At 58.8% G+C, this 16,931-nt stretch carries 20 protein-coding genes; 8 read left to right on the top strand and 12 right to left on the bottom strand.

Annotated elements, in window-relative coordinates; translation table 11 throughout:
• Positions 1–4: 4 nt before the first annotated feature.
• The gene (locus tag BFN10_RS25260) at positions 5–784 is read right to left on the bottom strand and encodes a fimbrial protein (protein ID WP_231999511.1); all 780 of its coding nucleotides are present in this window, start codon (positions 782–784) and stop codon (positions 5–7) included.
• A 369-nt stretch (positions 785–1,153) separates the two neighbouring features.
• On the opposite strand from BFN10_RS25260, the gene BFN10_RS25255 reads away from it, so the two are divergent.
• Genes BFN10_RS25255 through BFN10_RS25240 form a run of 4 tightly spaced genes read left to right on the top strand, consistent with a single transcriptional unit; the run spans position 1,154 to position 5,819 of the window.
• Complete coding sequence (locus tag BFN10_RS25255) at positions 1,154–1,627, top strand: MarR family winged helix-turn-helix transcriptional regulator (RefSeq protein WP_071491977.1); 474 nt, start codon at positions 1,154–1,156, stop codon at positions 1,625–1,627.
• Complete coding sequence (locus BFN10_RS25250) at positions 1,624–3,075, top strand: efflux transporter outer membrane subunit (RefSeq protein WP_071491976.1); 1,452 nt, start codon at positions 1,624–1,626, stop codon at positions 3,073–3,075. The genes BFN10_RS25255 and BFN10_RS25250 overlap by 4 nt, the downstream gene beginning before the upstream one ends.
• Before the next feature lie 15 nt (positions 3,076–3,090).
• Positions 3,091–4,290 carry an HlyD/EmrA/EmrK family protein gene (locus BFN10_RS25245; protein WP_071491975.1) on the top strand — a complete coding sequence of 400 codons (1,200 nt, stop codon included), beginning with the start codon at positions 3,091–3,093 and terminating at the stop codon, positions 4,288–4,290.
• The gene (locus BFN10_RS25240; protein ID WP_058423856.1) at positions 4,290–5,819 is read left to right on the top strand and encodes a DHA2 family efflux MFS transporter permease subunit; all 1,530 of its coding nucleotides are present in this window, start codon (positions 4,290–4,292) and stop codon (positions 5,817–5,819) included. The genes BFN10_RS25245 and BFN10_RS25240 overlap by 1 nt, the downstream gene beginning before the upstream one ends.
• Positions 5,820–5,990: 171 nt before the next feature.
• Here BFN10_RS25240 and lpxH read toward each other — a convergent pair whose 3' ends face one another.
• On the bottom strand, positions 5,991–6,740 hold the full coding sequence (gene lpxH / locus BFN10_RS25235; protein ID WP_071491974.1) for a UDP-2,3-diacylglucosamine diphosphatase: 750 nt from the start codon (positions 6,738–6,740) through the stop codon (positions 5,991–5,993).
• Entirely contained in the window at positions 6,737–7,240 is a 504-nt protein-coding gene (locus BFN10_RS25230; RefSeq protein ID WP_010209496.1) for a peptidylprolyl isomerase, read from the bottom strand. Before BFN10_RS25230 ends, lpxH begins: the two co-directional genes overlap by 4 nt.
• Positions 7,241–7,479: 239 nt before the next feature.
• On the opposite strand from BFN10_RS25230, the gene BFN10_RS25225 reads away from it, so the two are divergent.
• Together BFN10_RS25225 and cysS are read left to right on the top strand one after the other, a co-directional pair.
• Positions 7,480–9,180, top strand: coding sequence for a glutamine--tRNA ligase/YqeY domain fusion protein (locus tag BFN10_RS25225; protein ID WP_071491973.1), 1,701 nt, complete (start codon positions 7,480–7,482; stop codon positions 9,178–9,180).
• A 19-nt stretch (positions 9,181–9,199) separates the two neighbouring features.
• Positions 9,200–10,588, top strand: coding sequence for a cysteine--tRNA ligase (gene cysS, locus BFN10_RS25220; protein ID WP_071491972.1), 1,389 nt, complete (start codon positions 9,200–9,202; stop codon positions 10,586–10,588).
• Between the two features lie 75 nt (positions 10,589–10,663).
• Here the strand turns inward: cysS and BFN10_RS25215 are convergent, their stop codons facing one another.
• From BFN10_RS25215 to BFN10_RS25185, 8 genes are all read right to left on the bottom strand, one after another.
• Entirely contained in the window at positions 10,664–10,966 is a 303-nt protein-coding gene (locus BFN10_RS25215) for a hypothetical protein (RefSeq protein ID WP_071491971.1), read from the bottom strand.
• Positions 10,963–11,310, bottom strand: a complete 348-nt coding sequence (locus tag BFN10_RS25210) for a DUF4225 domain-containing protein (RefSeq protein WP_269458761.1) — start codon at positions 11,308–11,310, stop codon at positions 10,963–10,965. The genes BFN10_RS25215 and BFN10_RS25210 overlap by 4 nt, the downstream gene beginning before the upstream one ends.
• A 12-nt stretch (positions 11,311–11,322) precedes the next feature.
• Positions 11,323–11,625: a hypothetical protein gene (locus BFN10_RS25205; protein ID WP_071491970.1), complete on the bottom strand. Its 303-nt coding sequence runs from the start codon at positions 11,623–11,625 to the stop codon at positions 11,323–11,325.
• Positions 11,622–12,335 carry a DUF4225 domain-containing protein gene (locus BFN10_RS25200; RefSeq protein ID WP_071491969.1) on the bottom strand — a complete coding sequence of 238 codons (714 nt, stop codon included), beginning with the start codon at positions 12,333–12,335 and terminating at the stop codon, positions 11,622–11,624. Before BFN10_RS25200 ends, BFN10_RS25205 begins: the two co-directional genes overlap by 4 nt.
• Complete coding sequence (locus BFN10_RS25195) at positions 12,332–12,817, bottom strand: Hcp family type VI secretion system effector (protein ID WP_071491968.1); 486 nt, start codon at positions 12,815–12,817, stop codon at positions 12,332–12,334. The genes BFN10_RS25200 and BFN10_RS25195 overlap by 4 nt, the downstream gene beginning before the upstream one ends.
• A gap of 235 nt (positions 12,818–13,052) precedes the next feature.
• The gene (locus tag BFN10_RS30240) at positions 13,053–13,235 is read right to left on the bottom strand and encodes a DUF6124 family protein (protein ID WP_414860443.1); all 183 of its coding nucleotides are present in this window, start codon (positions 13,233–13,235) and stop codon (positions 13,053–13,055) included.
• A 253-nt stretch (positions 13,236–13,488) separates the two neighbouring features.
• Positions 13,489–14,187, bottom strand: a complete 699-nt coding sequence (locus tag BFN10_RS25190; protein WP_071491967.1) for a Type 1 glutamine amidotransferase-like domain-containing protein — start codon at positions 14,185–14,187, stop codon at positions 13,489–13,491.
• Between the two features lie 47 nt (positions 14,188–14,234).
• A complete protein-coding gene (locus tag BFN10_RS25185; protein WP_071491966.1) occupies positions 14,235–14,783 on the bottom strand; it encodes a dihydrofolate reductase family protein in 549 nt (182 codons plus the stop codon).
• 112 nt (positions 14,784–14,895) lie between these two features.
• On the opposite strand from BFN10_RS25185, the gene lepB reads away from it, so the two are divergent.
• Complete coding sequence (gene lepB / locus BFN10_RS25180) at positions 14,896–15,564, top strand: signal peptidase I (protein ID WP_071491965.1); 669 nt, start codon at positions 14,896–14,898, stop codon at positions 15,562–15,564.
• Between the two features lie 180 nt (positions 15,565–15,744).
• The gene (locus BFN10_RS25175) at positions 15,745–16,527 is read left to right on the top strand and encodes an SDR family oxidoreductase (RefSeq protein WP_071491964.1); all 783 of its coding nucleotides are present in this window, start codon (positions 15,745–15,747) and stop codon (positions 16,525–16,527) included.
• On the opposite strand, the gene BFN10_RS25170 is transcribed toward BFN10_RS25175, so the two are convergent.
• Positions 16,524–16,853 carry a winged helix-turn-helix transcriptional regulator gene (locus BFN10_RS25170; RefSeq protein ID WP_024076220.1) on the bottom strand — a complete coding sequence of 110 codons (330 nt, stop codon included), beginning with the start codon at positions 16,851–16,853 and terminating at the stop codon, positions 16,524–16,526. The two genes, BFN10_RS25175 and BFN10_RS25170, sit on opposite strands and share 4 nt — an antisense overlap.
• Positions 16,854–16,931 lie beyond the last annotated feature (78 nt).

Below are 16,931 nucleotides of genomic sequence, written 5' to 3'. Positions count from 1 at the left end.
TTTGCTACAGGTAGTTCACGATAAAGGTGACTTCGGTGTTGGCGCTGCCGGCTTCGACGTTGCCGGTGGGCAAGCGGTAATACGAGGCCGACAAGGGAATCTTGAAATTGGTGCCTGTGGTGGTGAAACCGCTGAAGGAGTAGGTGGTATCAAACGCAATAGGTTGCCCGGCATCATCCATCAATTGCAGGCCGATGCCTTTGGCGGTGGAGCCGCCGTTGAGCGCGACGACACCTTTTGCCGCGTCGACGATGGGCGTGGTGGCCTTGAGCGAATAGGTCACTTTATTGATACCGGTCTGGCACTGGTTCAAGCCGATGTCGAAGCGAATGGTGCGAGGGGTTGCGCCTGCGTCGCGAAACTCCCAGAGCTGATAGTCGTCGCCCATGGCGACGGGCACGGAAGGGGTCTGGCAGGAGGCAGCGTTCAGCACCAAGGGGTTGGTGAGGTTGTACTTGCTGATGATCAGATCGTCAGATTGCAAGTTGCCCAGGTTGCCGGCAGCGACCTTGACCTGTGGAGACAGCGGGCCTGACTTGACGATTTCCAGGCGTACCGAGCCTGGGGGGATGCCGTAACTACTCGGCTTAAGGGAAGCAGGTGCAGCCATATAGTAATCCAGGCTGTCGATCCAGACGCGGAACGAAAGGCCTGTCTTGCCGATAGCGTAGGTCGAGCCGCTGGTGACCGAGCCTAACGCAGGGTTTATCACGATGCCGTATTGGGAGGAACCTGTGCATTTCCAGCTGTTCTGACCCGATTGCACCGTGTCTTGGTAAATCACGGTGCCGTCGGGAGTATCAGCGGGAACTGTCAGGCTGCCGCTGGACAGACTTGCGCCGAAATTAAGGGTTTCATTGGTGTTGACGGTGGCTGTGCAATTAGCCGCAGAGGCGGCTGATGCGCCCGCCAGTGTGACGACCGCGAGGCAAGCAAACTGTTTTAAGGAAGTCATGGGAAGGAGGGGGTCGACTGGTCAAAAGGCTACTCAGAGTACTCAGCGAAGGCGTCACACCCCATCAGGCAATCCTTAGAACCCCGCCATTCATCCGCCCATTACCAAGCAAGCTAATAATTCCATTTGACATTCGCTGCCTAAGCAGTAACATCTTGTCATACATTCACTGCCTAGGCAGTAATAAGGTGACTTCCGATGCCCCACTTCACCCCTGACAGCTTTCGCAACTGCCACCTCGGCCTGCTCCTGGGCCGGGCGGCGCTGCTCAAGGACCGCATTATCGACACCCATATGGAGCCGTACGGCGTGACCGCCGCGCAGTTCAAGGTGTTGATCATCATTGCCCAGTTCGACGTGGATACCCCGGCGGAGCTGTGCCGCAACCTGTCCCTGGACAGCGGTTCCATGACCCGCATGCTCGACCGCCTGGAGCAGAAAGGCCTACTGGCACGCCAGCGTTCCGAGCAGGACCGGCGCCAGGTGCGGCTGGTGCTGACCGAAGACGGCCAGCGCCTGGCGGACATGCTGCCGCACATCGGTGCCCAGTCGATGAACGAATTGGCCGGCGCACTGGAGCCCGGCGAGCTGCAGACCCTGGAGCGGATCCTCAAGAAAATTCTGGTAGCTGCCGGTGACGCCATCGTCATCCAGCGGGTAGGTAATCAATGAACACACGTGCACTCAGCCTGGTGCTGGTGGCCATGAGCATGGCCGGTTGCGCCAACTACAGTGGCCTCGACACCCAAGGCAAACGCCTCGACGCCGGCACATTGCAAACCGGTAAAACCTTGAGCGGCGTGACCTTGTCGAGCGCTGCCTGGCCGACCGCTGACTGGTGGAAAAGCCTCGGTGACCCGCAACTCGACGGCCTGATCCAGGAAGCCCTGCAAAACAGCCCGGACATGCAAGTGGCCAGCGCCCGTGCCCACCAGGCCGAAGCCGCCGCCTACGCTGCCGACGCAGCGCGCATGCCGACCCTGGATGCCAGCGCCGGTGTGACCCGCTCGCGCCTGGCCAAGGACCAGGACCCACGCGGGCAGGGCGATGCCTATTCGACGGTGCGCAATATCGGCGCCAGCTTCAATTACACCTTCGACCTCTGGGGCGGCCAGCGTGCGGCCTGGGAAGCCGCGTTGGGTGAGGCGCGTGCTGCCCAGGTCGACCAGCAGGCCGCGCGCCTGACCCTGGCGGCCAACGTCGCCAAGGCCTACAGCGACCTGGGCCAGGCCCATATCGTGCGCGACCTGGCCAACGACGACCTCAAGCGCACCCGGCAGATGCTCGACCTGGGCAAGCGCCGGCTGAATTCGGGCATCGACAGCCAGTACCAGTACCAGCAGACCGAAAGCCTGGAAGCCAGCGCCCAGTCGCAACTGATCGACGCGGAAAAACAGCTGCAAAGCGCCAAGATCGCCCTGGCCGTATTGCTTGGCAAAGGCCCGGACCGTGGCAGTGAACTGGCCCGGCCCAACGTGCTGAAACCCAGCGCGGTGGCCGTGCCCTCGGTGCTGCCGGCCGAGCTGTTGGGCCGCCGCCCGGACCTGATCGCCGCGCGCTGGCGGGTCGAATCGGCGGGCCGGAATATCGATGCCAGCAAGACGCGCTTCTACCCCAACCTCAACCTGAGCGCGAGCGCCGGGGCCGAGTCGTTGCTGGGGGATGCGATGTTCGGGTCGGCCAGCCGCTTCTTCAACATTGCGCCGACGATCTCGCTGCCGATCTTCGACGGCGGCCGCCTGCGTGCCGACCTCGATGCCCGCGACGCCGACTACGACCTGGCGGTGGCGCAGTACAACAAAACCCTGGTGCAAGCCCTGGGCGATATCGGCAACACCCTTTCGCAACTGCGCGACACCGGCCGGCAGATCCAGGCCCAGCAACATGCCGCGGACATTGCCCAGCAGTCCTACGACACCGGGGTGCAGCGCTACAGCTCCGGGATCGGTAACTACCTGGATGTGCTCAGCATCGAGCAGCAACTGCTGCAGGCCCAGCGTCAGCTGGCAACCCTGAATGCCGCGCAGATCGATCTGTCGATTCAACTGATGCAGGCCCTGGGCGGCGGCTACAGCGCCGACAACGTGGCAGCGACCACCCCCGCCACACGCACGGAATAATTTGAGGTATTTGTCATGGCCACTGCCGAAAACACCAATGCAACCGAACAACCCAAAGACAACAACCCACGCAAACGCAAGGTGATGCTGATCGGCCTGGCGCTGATCGTCATCCTCGCCGTGGTCGGCGTATGGGGCTGGTATGAGCTGTACGGCCGCTTCAGCGAAAGCACCGACGACGCCTACGTGAACGGCAACGTGGTGGAAATCACCCCGCTGGTCACCGGCACCGTGGTCAGCATCGGCGCCGACGATGGCGACCTGGTCCACGAGGGCCAGGTGCTGATCAACTTCGACCCGAACGACGCCGCCGTCGGCCTGCAAAGTGCCCAGGCCAACCTGGCCCGCACCGTGCGCCAGGTGCGCGGCCTGTACAGCAACGTCGACGGCATGAAGGCCCAGGTCAATGCGCAGAAAGCCGACGTGCAGACCGCCCAGGACAACTTCAATCGTCGTAAAACCCTGGCCCAGGGCGGGGCGATTTCCCAGGAGGAGCTGTCCCATGCCCGTGACAGCCTCACTGCGGCCAAAAACGCCCTGACCAACCTTGAGCAACAACTGAAAACCACCAATGCGTTGGTGGATGACACGGTGATCAGTTCTCACCCGGATGTGCAGGCCGCCGCCGCGCAACTGCGCCAGGCCTACCTGACCAATGCGCGCAGCACCTTGATCGCACCGGTCACCGGCTATGTGGCCAAGCGCACCGTACAACTGGGCCAGCGCGTACAACCGGGCACCGCATTGATGGCGGTGATCCCGCTGAACCAGCTGTGGATCGACGCCAACTTCAAGGAAACCCAACTGCGTGACATGCGCATCGGCCAGCCGGTGGACATCGAGTCGGACATCTACGGCAGCGACGTGAAATTCAGCGGCACCATCGACAGCCTCGGCGCCGGTACCGGCAGCGCGTTTGCCCTGCTGCCGGCGCAGAACGCCACGGGTAACTGGATCAAGATCGTGCAACGGGTGCCGGTGCGTATCCACATCAATGCCGAAGAACTGGCCAAGCACCCGCTGCGCGTGGGCTTGAGCACCCTGGTCAAGGTCGACCTGCATGACCAGAGCGGCCCGGTACTGGCGCAACAGGCGCCGCAGAAGGCCTCGTTCAGCACCAACGTGTATGACCGCCAACTCGCCGAGGCCGACGCCATGATCACCCAGTTGATCCATGACAACAGCCTCGCCGCGCCCAAGGCTGTGCAACGCTGATGAGCAATAACGCCTCCTTCACGCCACCCAGCCTGTTGATGGCCACCATTGGCCTGTCGCTGGCGACCTTCATGCAGGTGCTCGACACCACCATCGCCAACGTGGCGTTGCCGACCATTTCCGGCAACCTGGGCGTGAGTTCGGAGCAGGGCACCTGGGTCATCACCTCGTTTGCGGTGAGCAACGCGATTGCCTTGCCGCTCACCGGCTGGCTGAGCCGGCGGTTTGGCGAGGTCAAGCTGTTCTTGTGGGCGACGATGCTGTTCGTGCTGGCGTCGTTCCTGTGTGGTATTTCCACGTCGATGCCCGAGCTGATCGCTTTTCGCGTCATACAAGGCCTGGTGGCCGGGCCGTTGTACCCGATGACCCAGACGCTGCTGATCGCCGTCTACCCGCCGGCGAGGCGCGGCATGGCCCTGGCGTTGCTGGCGATGGTCACGGTGGTGGCGCCGATTGCCGGGCCGATCCTCGGCGGCTGGATCACCGACAGCTACAGCTGGCCGTGGATCTTCTTCATCAACGTGCCCATCGGTATCTTTGCGGTGATGGTGGTGCGTTCGCAGTTGAAGAAACGTCCGGTGCAGACCAGTTATCAGCCGATGGACTACGTCGGGTTGCTGAGCTTGATCGTCGGCGTGGGCGCCTTGCAGATCATTCTCGACAAGGGCAATGACCTGGACTGGTTCGAATCCAACTTCATTATCGTGGGCGCGGCGATTTCGGTGATTGCCCTGGCGGTGTTCATCATCTGGGAACTCACCGACAAACACCCGGTGGTCAACCTGAAGCTGTTTGCCTACCGCAACTTCCGCATCGGCACCATCGTATTGATCCTGGGGTACGCAGGCTTCTTCGGCATCAACCTGATCCTGCCGCAATGGTTGCAGACCCAGATGGGCTACACCGCGACCTGGGCCGGGCTGGCGGTGGCGCCGATCGGTATTTTGCCGGTGCTGATGTCGCCGTTCGTGGGCAAGTACGCGCACAAGTTCGACCTGCGCCTGCTGGCGGGCCTGGCCTTCCTGGCGATTGGCTTGAGCTGCTTCATGCGCGCAGGTTTCACCAATGAGGTGGACTTCCAGCACATCGCCCTGGTGCAGCTGTTCATGGGGATTGGCGTGGCGCTGTTCTTCATGCCGACCTTGAGCATATTGATGTCCGACCTGCCGCCGCACCAGATTGCCGACGGCGCGGGCCTGGCCACGTTCCTGCGCACCCTGGGCGGCAGCTTCGCGGCCTCGCTGACCACCTGGATCTGGATTCGTCGGGCGGACCAGCACCATGCCTACATGAGCGAGAACATGACCACCTACGACTCGGCGACCCGCGATGCCTTGCAGGCGCTCGGTGGGGCAGGGCAGAAGGCCTATACGCAGCTGGACCAGATCCTCACCAGCCAGGCATACATGATGTCCACCGTGGATTACTTCACGTTGCTGGGGTGGATGTTCATGGGGTTGATGCTGCTGGTGTGGCTGGCCAAGCCGCCGTTTGGCGCCAAGGCAGGGCCGGAAGCCTCAGGCCACTGATCAGTAAAGGTTGAAATACAATTCAATGTGGGAGGGGGCTTGCCCCCGATAGCAGTGGTTCAGCCAACAAATATGTTGAGTGTGCCGCCGCCATCGGGGGCAAGTCGAATCGTCGCACCGCCCCTCCCACATTTGGATCTTTGTTCACATTGGATTTGTGGTGTCTGAGGTTCAGGCGCCGGGCAACGCCAATTGCGGATTGACGAAGTCAAACGCCGCCAACTGAAACCCTTGCTCATCCACCTGCAGCGCCCAGCCCTGCTTGTCCCAATCCCCCAGCACAATGCGCTTGGCGGCCTGGTCGCCAATCTGCAACTTGTGAATGGCGGGGCGGTGGGTGTGGCCGTGGACCAGGGTGCGCACGCCGAACTGCTGCATCACCCGCGGCACTTCCTCGGGCGTCACATCCACAATGTCGTTGGCTTTCATGCGCGTCTGCGCCCGGCTTTCACTGCGCAGCTTGCGCGCCAGCTTATGGCGGGTGCTCAAAGGAAGGTGGCGCAGGATAAACAGCACGATCGGGTTACGCAGGATGCGCCGCAGCTTCATATAGCCGACGTCGCGGGTGCAGAGACTGTCGCCGTGCATCAACAGCACGGGCTCGCCATGGAGCTGCACGACACTCGGGTCCTTGAGCAAGGTGGCGCCTGCGGCTTTGCAGAACGCCTTGCCGATCAGGAAATCGCGATTGCCGTGCATGATGAAAATCGGAGTGCCGCTGTCGCTCAGTTCGCGCAGGGCTGCGCAAATGGAGCGCTGAAACGGTGTCATCCCATCGTCGCCAATCCAGGCTTCGAAGAAGTCCCCCAGAATGTACAACGCCTGGGCGCCACGGGCGCGGCCGTGGAGCAGATCCAGAAACGCCCGGGTGATGTCCGGGCGCGTATCGATCAGATGCAAATCTGAAATCAGCAATATCACCCAACGATCTCGGCTTTCTCGACGATCACGTCTTCTACCGGAACGTCCTGGTGACCGGCTTTACCGGTGGTCTGCACGCCTTTGATCTTGTCGACGACGTCCTGGCCTTCGGTGACTTTACCGAATACAGCGTAGCCCCAGCCCTGCACGTTCTTGCCGCTGTGGTTCAGGAAGGCGTTGTCGGCCACGTTGATGAAGAACTGCGCGGAGGCCGAATGCGGCTCCATGGTACGGGCCATGGCGACGGTGTACTTGTCGTTGGAAAGGCCGTTGTCCGCTTCGTTCTGGATGCTTGGGCGCTTGTCTTTCTTTTCTTTCATGCCAGGCTCGAAACCGCCGCCCTGGATCATGAAGTTGCCGATGACACGGTGGAAAACGGTGTTTTCGTAGTGGCCGGCGTTCACGTACTCGATGAAGTTGGCGACGGTGATCGGCGCTTTCTCGGCGTTGAGCTCGATGACGATGTCACCGTGGTTGGTGGTCAGTTTGACTTGAGTCATGTTGGCTACTCTTTTCAGGGAATTCGTGGGTTTGGGTGCCCGGGGCACCACGACCGGTATGGCGAAACTGCGGCCAAGGCGCGCAGTTTAGCGTGACCTGCAGGAATTTCGAGGTGGTTTTTTACCACTGGTGCGTTAAATGCACCGCAACCCTGTCAGCGGCTTGACAGCATCAGCTATGATAAGCCCTTTGTTTTGTCGGCCTAGCCCGGCCACGTACTTGTCTGTTCAAGGATCCTATGAGCAAGCCCACTGTCGACCCTACCTCGAATTCCAAGGCCGGACCTGCCGTCCCGGTCAATTTCCTGCGCCCGATCATCCAGGCGGACCTGGATTCGGGCAAGCACACGCAGATCGTCACCCGCTTCCCGCCAGAGCCCAACGGCTACCTGCACATCGGTCACGCCAAGTCGATCTGTGTGAACTTCGGCCTGGCCCAGGAATTCGGCGGCGTCACGCACTTGCGTTTCGACGACACCAACCCGGCCAAGGAAGACCAGGAATACATCGACGCGATTGAAAGCGACGTGAAGTGGCTGGGTTTCGAATGGTCCGGTGAAGTGCGCTATGCCTCGCAGTACTTCGACCAACTGCACGATTGGGCCGTCGAGCTGATCAAGGCCGGCAAGGCCTACGTCGACGACCTGACCCCGGAGCAGGCCAAGGAATACCGTGGCACCCTGACCGAGCCGGGCAAGAACAGCCCGTTCCGCGACCGTTCGGTAGAAGAGAACCTCGACTGGTTCGCCCGCATGCGCGCCGGTGAGTTCCCGGACGGCGCCCGCGTATTGCGCGCCAAGATCGACATGGCCTCGCCGAACATGAACCTGCGCGACCCGATCATGTACCGCATCCGCCACGCCCATCACCACCAGACGGGCGACAAGTGGTGCATCTACCCGAACTACGACTTCACCCACGGCCAGTCGGACGCCATCGAAGGTATTACCCACTCGATCTGCACCCTGGAGTTCGAAAGCCATCGCCCGCTGTACGAATGGTTCCTCGACAGCCTGCCGGTGCCGGCGCACCCGCGTCAGTACGAGTTCAGCCGCCTGAACCTGAACTACACCATCACCAGCAAGCGCAAGCTCAAGCAACTGGTCGATGAAAAGCACGTCAACGGCTGGGACGACCCGCGCATGTCGACGCTGTCGGGTTTCCGCCGTCGCGGCTACACCCCGGCATCGATCCGCAACTTCTGCGAGATGGTCGGCACCAACCGTTCCGACGGCGTGGTCGACTACGGCATGCTCGAGTTCAGCATCCGCCAGGACCTCGACGCCAACGCCCCACGTGCCATGTGCGTGCTGCGCCCGTTGAAGGTCGTGATCACCAACTACCCGGAAGACAAGGTCGACCACCTTGAACTGCCGCGTCATCCGCAAAAAGAAGAACTCGGCGTGCGCAAGCTGCCGTTCGCCCGTGAAATCTATATCGACCGCGATGACTTCATGGAAGAGCCGCCAAAGGGCTACAAGCGCCTGGAGCCGAACGGCGAAGTGCGCCTGCGCGGCAGCTACGTGATCCGTGCCGACGAAGCAATCAAGGACGCCGATGGCAACATCGTCGAACTGCGTTGCTCCTACGACCCGGAAACACTGGGCAAGAACCCCGAAGGCCGCAAGGTCAAGGGCGTGATCCACTGGGTGCCGGCGGCGGCCAGCATCGAGTGCGAAGTGCGTCTGTACGATCGCCTGTTCCGCTCACCAAACCCTGAAAAGGCTGAAGACAGCGCCAGTTTCCTCGACAACATCAACCCTGACTCCCTGCAAGTACTTACGGGTTGTCGTGCCGAACCCTCGTTGGGCGAAGCACAGCCGGAAGACCGTTTCCAGTTCGAGCGCGAAGGTTACTTCTGCGCGGATATCAAGGACTCGAAACCTGGTCAGCCGGTATTCAACCGTACCGTGACCTTGCGTGATTCGTGGGGCCAGTGATTCTGTTTAAGGAACTGTCGTGCTAACGATCTACAACACACTCAGCAAGACCAAAGAAGTCTTCAAGCCGCTGGATGGCAACAAGGTGCGCATGTACGTGTGCGGCATGACCGTGTACGACTACTGCCACATCGGCCACGGCCGCAGCATGGTTGCCTTCGACCTGGTGACCCGCTGGTTGCGTTTCAGCGGCTATGACCTGACCTATGTGCGCAACATCACCGACATCGACGACAAGATCATCAACCGCGCCAACGAAAATGGCGAGTCGTTCGACGCGCTGACCGAGCGCATGATCGCCGCGATGCACGAGGACGAGGCCCGCCTCAACATCCTCAAGCCGGACATGGAACCGCGTGCCACGGACCACATCCCGGGCATGCACGCGATGATCCAGACCCTGATCGACAAGGGTTATGCCTACGCCCCAGGCAACGGCGACGTGTACTACCGCGTCGCCAAGTTCATGGGCTACGGCAAGCTGTCGCGCAAGAAAATCGAAGACCTGCGCATCGGCGCCCGCATCGAAGTCGACGAAGCCAAGCAAGACCCGCTGGATTTCGTGCTGTGGAAAGCCACCAAGCCCGGCGAGCCGAGCTGGGAGTCGCCATGGGGCGCCGGGCGTCCGGGCTGGCACATCGAATGCTCGGTGATGTCCACCTGCTGCCTGGGCGAGACCTTCGACATTCATGGCGGCGGCAGCGACCTCGAGTTCCCGCACCATGAAAACGAAATCGCCCAGAGCGAAGCCGCCACCGGCAAGACCTACGCGAACGCCTGGATGCACTGCGGCATGATCCGCATCAATGGCGAGAAGATGTCCAAGTCCTTGAACAACTTCTTCACCATCCGCGACGTGCTGGAAAAGTACCACCCGGAAGTGGTGCGTTACCTGCTGGTGTCGAGCCACTACCGCAGCGCCATCAACTACTCGGAAGACAACCTCAAGGACGCCAAGGGCGCCCTGGAGCGGTTCTACCACGCGTTGAAAGGCCTGCCCGCCGTGGCGCCGGCCGGTGGCGAAGCCTTCGTCGCACGCTTCACCGAAGTGATGAACGACGACTTCGGCACCCCGGAAGCCTGCGCGGTGCTGTTCGAAATGGTGCGCGAGATCAACCGTTTGCGTGAGAGCGATCTCGACGCCGCGGCGGGTCTGGCGGCGCGCTTGAAAGAACTGGCCAGCGTGCTGGGGGTTCTGCAAATGAAGCCTGAAGATTTCCTGCAAGCCGGCGCCGAAGGGCGCGTGGATGCGGCGCAAGTGGATGCGCTGATACAGGCGCGTTTGACTGCACGTGCCAACAAGGACTGGGCGGAATCCGACCGACTCCGCGACCAACTCACCGCCATGGGCGTGGTGTTGGAAGACGGGAAGGGTGGGACGACGTGGCGGTTGGCTGATCAGGCTTGACTGGTAAACGTTGAATGAAAAACGCCCCGACTGGTTCGGGGCGTTTTTTTGCAAAGCAAAATAGCGATACCCCCCTTAACGTTTCCACCACCAGTTGAAATCATTCTTTACCGGAAGCGCCAGTGTGTGCAGGAAGAAACACACGAGCGCGAACCAACCGATTGACGGGTAGGTATCAATGAGTTCGGGGCAACTTCCAAAATAGATGTAGTTATCAAATTTAACAGCCTCCAAGAGTGTGACCATGAAAAATATATTTATTGCAAAGCCTAAGTAGAACTTGGTGTATCCGAGGGTTTTGCTGGAAAGGATTACTTTTATGCTGTAAGCAAATAGCAGACCCAGAATTGAAAATGCTGGAAAGGCCCACAGAATCATTTCTTCAACTCTTGGTGTATTTGTTTGAGTGTCAGAGTGTCTACGGCCGCCTCAGTCGTCAATGAAATGGGATGCATGCTTTTATAGGCTCTAATACGGTCTGTATCGATGTATCTGAACAAACGCCAAGCGTCTGGTTTTAGTACACGCCTCGCAACGCTAAAGGCCGACAGTCCAATATCCACTGCACCATAGGCTATGTTCGCTTCTCGCTCGCCATGACCCATGGCGGATGCTGCTGCTTGGTAGGCGTTACGAACAGGGCCGGAAGCATCTGATTGCCCTGTCATCAGGTTACGCCCACCCTCATATACGTTGTTTGCACCATGCGCCATCAGCGGCACCCCCGCAATCAATTAACGTTTCCACCACCACTTCAAATCCTTCTTGACTGGAAATGCACTAGCGTGCAGAAAGAAGCAGGCAAGTGCTAACCATCCGATAAAAATATGCTCATCGATTATGTCTGGCCTATATCCAAGGAATGGAAATATATTAAGAGCTGCAATTTTATAATGTGTTCTCATGACCAGCATATTTGGAATCATGCCGAGAAAAAATTTTGTATATCCGAGTTTTTTACTAGAAAGTAATATTCTGAGTGAGAATGCCAAAAAGACCCCAAGGGCAGATAGGACGGGGAACAACCAGGCAGTCATTTTTTTGCCTCTTGATAAACTTGTTCTATTGTGATGCTGTTTATGACTGCTTCAGCTCCCAATGCGCCAGGCTTCAGAAGCTTGTAGGCTCGTATACGGTCTGTGTCGAGATATCTAAACAAACGCCAAGCATCAGGCTTTAGTACATGCCGTGCACCACTATAAACCGAGAGTCCTATATCCACCGATCCATAGGCCATATTCGCTTCTCGCTCCCCATAGCCGACGGCATATGCCGTCGCATGATAGCCCGCGCGAATTGGACCGATTGTGTCGGATTGCCCGGTCATCAAGTTGCGCCCACCTTCGTAAATGTTGTTTGCGCCATGCGCCATCAACGGCACACCCGCAATGAGGCAAAGGGTGCCCACCGACGCGTAGCAAATTCCGGCACCGGTAGCTATTTGAAGCGCGCCAGCAACGGCTCCGATTCCATTTCTTCCAATCTCTATTGACTGATCCAGCAAGCTACGCTGTTCTTTCTTTATCTCAATCAGCCCCTCTGCGACTGTCTTTTTTCCCTGCTCCACATCGTTAACAATGCTACGAGCGTAATAGGCCACTTCCCGATTGAATATTGAGCGAGTAACACCATCCTGCAGATGACGAGCGCTGATTGTGCAAGCCTGGCTGGTCAGCTTGCCTGCGGCTTGGCTGACGACCCATAAGTCATGAAAGCTTGAGGTTTGCTTCTCGTGCTTTGATTTCATCGCCCGGTTTCCCATGAGCCATAGCCGCTGGTGCCCGCTAGATGATGTGTCCAGATGATTTCCCGATAACGAATCGACAGATGTTCCTGTGCGTCTATATCGTTCAGGAGGACGGAGTGGGGGACCTCGACGGTCAGGCTGGCGATGATGCAGCCCCTGATATCGACGGTGTAGTATTTTTGATGCTGGCCGAATTGTGAAATGCGATAAAAGTTGATCACGCAGTTCAGTTCTTCTCGGTTGGATAACGCCACGGCCAGCAAGGGCGAGGATTTATCAATGCTTTTTGTGATGACCACAGGGCCGTGAGTGGAAGCTCTGACGTTGCCGGTGTTGAGCATATTGTGGTTGAAGGACATCACCATGATTTCGTCCCGGTGCCCCTCCTGGCACTTGTTGCCGATGGAGTCTTGGGTTGAGCAGCCAGCCGAGATCAGACCTTGAGATTTTCCGTTAATGGACATGTAGCCGTGGTTAGCCATGGACGTTGGTATCCTGATTTATTCGCCATAAACATACGGAAAAATGTAAATGGGAAATATCGGATGTTTCGTCTTTTGTCGTGTGAGCGAGATGTAGGATTATTCGGTTTTGTGCGAGAAAAAAACGCCCCGTTATGCCGGGGCGTTTTGCTGCGATGGTGAGAATGAATAGAGCGATGGAAGTCGCCTGCTACTTTCCAGTTTTTACGCAATGTTCATTGAGCGCTTCATTTACCTAAAGCTGAATAGCTTCCACCATTCGGCAGATTCCTAGGGCCACGCTGCGCGCGGTCCCATCAATCTCAAAGGCTAAATGACTTGCCAGTATTTGAACTGAAGCGAGGTCCTCCGAAGCATTGACCAGTAATGTCTCGGCATCCAATCCTTTACGTACAGTAAAAAAGACCTTGCCCGTCATCAGGTGACCCAGGCGTTGAAGGCGGATTTAAATGATGGTTAATCGCTCGATCAGCACAAGCGTGAAGCGAAGGTGAATCCAGCGGCGGATTCGAATTGTCTTTAATCATGGCGAAGCTCCCAGAGTATTGGAGTCACCTAGAGTTTAATCGGGCTGCGAAACCCGGTCGCTGAGTTTTCAGCGACCACCGAAGATTAGGCAGCCATCTTCCGAGCGACACCCTAAAACGCTGTCGGAAATTTCCTTGCTGCGTTTACCCACCTGAAGTTTGCAATACCTGTGCTAGGTAGGGGGGCCTTGTACTGATTTTATAGGCGTTACTAGCTGCGTCGTTATAGATCGTCTCGTGGTACTTGCCGTCCTTGAAATGCAAAGCGACGCCATCATCGACCGCGTAGGCGGGTCGTATCCCCTCACGTTGAACAAGCTCGACAAACGACGTTTCCCTTCCTGCTTCTGAGCTGAAATGCGGACACAGTGCTCCTGGCAGCAAGCCCAGGCCGTGAATCAGCGCAAACACTCCCCCTGAATCGGAATGCCCATGCTCGAACCAGCAAATGGCGCCTGCACTGACACCACACAGGACTTTGCCGTTTTCCCAGGCCCTCTTCAGATGGTCCACTACAGCAAATTCGCGCCAGATCGCCAACATGGCGCGGGTATTTCCGCCTGGTACGTAAATAATGTCGGCTTGCTCAAAGAGTGATGAAACATGATTGGCGTTGTGGAAGGGTGAAATGAAAAATGCCAGCGTGGTTACACGGCAGCCAGCGCTTTCATATTTGGCGGTGAAATCGGAAATCTTGATTCGGTCATCGCCATTGGCGGTGGAGATGTAGAGCACAGTAGGGTGCGTTTTGCCTGATGACGCGACGATGTGTTTATCGATACGCGTCATACGCTGCATGTCTTCGGTGGACTCGCCGCCGATAACAATAATGTGCTTAGTCATCCTGACCTCCTCTCCGTCTTGCGCGATATGAGTGGCTGCCGCCGCTATCAAGATTGCATCACTTGATACCGACTTTGAACAAAACTATTGTCCGACTCATGCGTGCCGATATGGCGAAGCTCAAGTTCTCGACCGATCTCGCTGAAGAGTGGGATCCCTTGCCCGAGTAAAACCGGGATACGCGTAATGATCAGCTCCTCGATCAGGCCCGCTTCAAGAAACGCCTGGATCGTCTGGCCACCGTCGATATAGAGGTGCTTCATACCACGCTCGGTTAACGTTGCCACAAGTGAGGTGACGTCTCCTGCCATGACCTCGACCTTGCCCTCCAGGTGCGCAGGGATCTGCAGAGGCTGATGGGAGAGCGCAATGACGGGCGTGCCCTCGTAGGGCCACTCGGGGAAGGACAATACTTTCTCCAGGGTCTTGCGACCCATTACCAGTGCATCCACCGTGGCGACAAAGCCTTCATAAGTCACGCCGTTCAACTCGGCGGTTTCATACTCCGGCCGGTGCAACCAGTCGATATCACCGTCCGGGCGGGCGATGAAGCCATCGACGCTGGCGGCGATAAACACTGAGCATTTGATATCCATGGCGAAAACTCCTTTTTGTGCGCTTGGACGCTAATGTTGATTTAATCCTCGCGTGTAACAACCGGGCGTCTGGGAAACAACCCTGATGCCCCTGTCTGCCGTGCGAGGATGTATGCGAAGTTGGTTGATCCGTTACCGTTACGCAATCATTTTCTGGTTGTGCTTCGGCGTTTTCCGTACCTCCCTGGCGGACTGGAATCCCATTCCCTCCGGCTCCATGCGCCCGACCTTGCTGGAGGGCGATGTAGTGTTGGTGAACCGGGTGGCCTACGACCTCAAGCTGCCGCTCACGGACATTTCCCTGGTCAAGCTCGATAACCCCCGGCGCGGTGATGTGGTGACGTTCTCGTCGCCCAAGGACGGCATGCGTCTGATCAAGCGCATCGTCGGCATTCCCGGTGACACCCTGGAAATGAAAGATGAGGTGTTGTGGGTCAACGGCGTGCCTGCCACCTACAGTGACGCGCAGGACATCAGCGAACCCATCCTGCCCGGCCATACGGTGCCAGGAATCAAGCTGACCGAACGGGCGGCCAACCGTCAGCGCACGGTGCAGTTCATGCCGACGGTGCGGGCACTGCGCAATTTCGGGCCGGTGGTGGTGCCGGCCGGCAGTTACTTCATGCTGGGGGACAATCGCGATAACAGCGATGACTCACGGTATATCGGCGTTGTGCCGCGTCGGCTGTTGATCGGGCGCGCGCACCATGTGCTGGCATCGGCGCAGATCCTGGATCACTGGATGCCACGCCTGAACAGGTTTGGCGCGCCGATCCTGTAAGGACGAGCCCCCATTACCCTTTTAGGAGCTGGCAAGCCGGCTCCTACAGTTGGGTGTATTACGAGGGCCCCTGAATCCAGACACTAACTTTTGGGTTAGCCCATTACCTTTTCGTGCGTTCTTGTGGGCTGTCCGCCCGGTTCCTATCCTGCGGTCTTCGTTTATCCAGGAGTAGGTTCCATGAGCTTTGATCTCGGACTAAAAGGCCTTCGTGCGCTGGTCACCGGTGGCACCAAAGGTATCGGCGCCGCCGTGGTGGCGGTGTTGCGTGAACAAGGCGCCCAGGTGATTTCGGTCGCGCGTTCGGCGGCGGATTCGACGCCCGAAGGCGTGCATTTCATCGCTGCCGACCTAGGCACTGCCGCCGGTTGTGCGAGTGCTACTGAGGCGGTGAAGGCTCGGCTTGGCGGCGTCGATATCATCGTCAATGTGCTCGGCGGCTCAAGCGCGCCCGGCGGTGGTTTTGCGGTGCTCGATGATGAGCAGTGGGCGAATGCCCTGGGCCAGAACCTGATGGCGGCAGTGCGGGTGGATCGGGCGCTCCTGCCTGGGATGCTCGCGCGCGGCACCGGGGTGATTATTCATGTCACGTCTATCCAGCGGGAGTTGCCGTTGCCGGAGTCGACCACGGCGTATGCCGCTGCAAAGGCAGCATTGGCGACCTACAGCAAGAGCCTGTCGAAAGAAGTCACGCCCAAGGGTATTCGGGTGGTGCGGGTTTCGCCGGGCTGGGTGGAGACGGACGCGGCGGTAGCACTGGCGGAGCGCCTGGCGGAGCAGGCGGGAACGGACTACGAGGGGGGCAAGCAGATCATCATGCAGGCGCTCGGCGGTATTCCGCTTGGACGGCCGGCCAAGCCCCAGGAGGTGGCTGACTTGATCGCCTTCCTGGTCTCGCCCCGCGCCGCGTCGATCAGCGGCACCGAGTACGTGATCGATGGCGGCACCGTCCCTACGGTCTAATTCGTCGGTTTGGCGGCCTGCCATTTGAGCAGGCCATCCAGTACCGGGCACAGGCTCTGCCCCCACTCGGTCATACGGTATTCCACTTTGGGCGGCACCACTGGGTAGACCGTGCGTTGTACCAGGCCATCGGCTTCGAGCTGGCGCAATTGCTGGGCGAGCATCTTTTGCGAGATATCCGGGATCAGTCGCTCAAGGTCGGAATAACGCTGCACCTGGCCGCCGAACAGGTGGAACAGAATGATCAGCTTCCAGCGCCCGCCAAGCCAGGCGAGCGTGGTTTCGACGTCGGCGGCGGCGGTGGCAGGGGTGTAGGTTTTACTCATCGCATACGTCCTAGGACATTTCGGAAAGTTGCCATTTGTTTTGACGTCCGCTGCAGCCTGGCTTTAGATGGTCGACAC

The sequence above is a fragment of the Pseudomonas extremorientalis genome (assembly GCF_001870465.1).
GTDB lineage: Bacteria > Pseudomonadota > Gammaproteobacteria > Pseudomonadales > Pseudomonadaceae > Aquipseudomonas > Aquipseudomonas extremorientalis.
The sequence above is the reverse complement of the archived record's forward strand: the minus strand, read 5'-3'. Positions and strand labels throughout refer to the sequence as shown.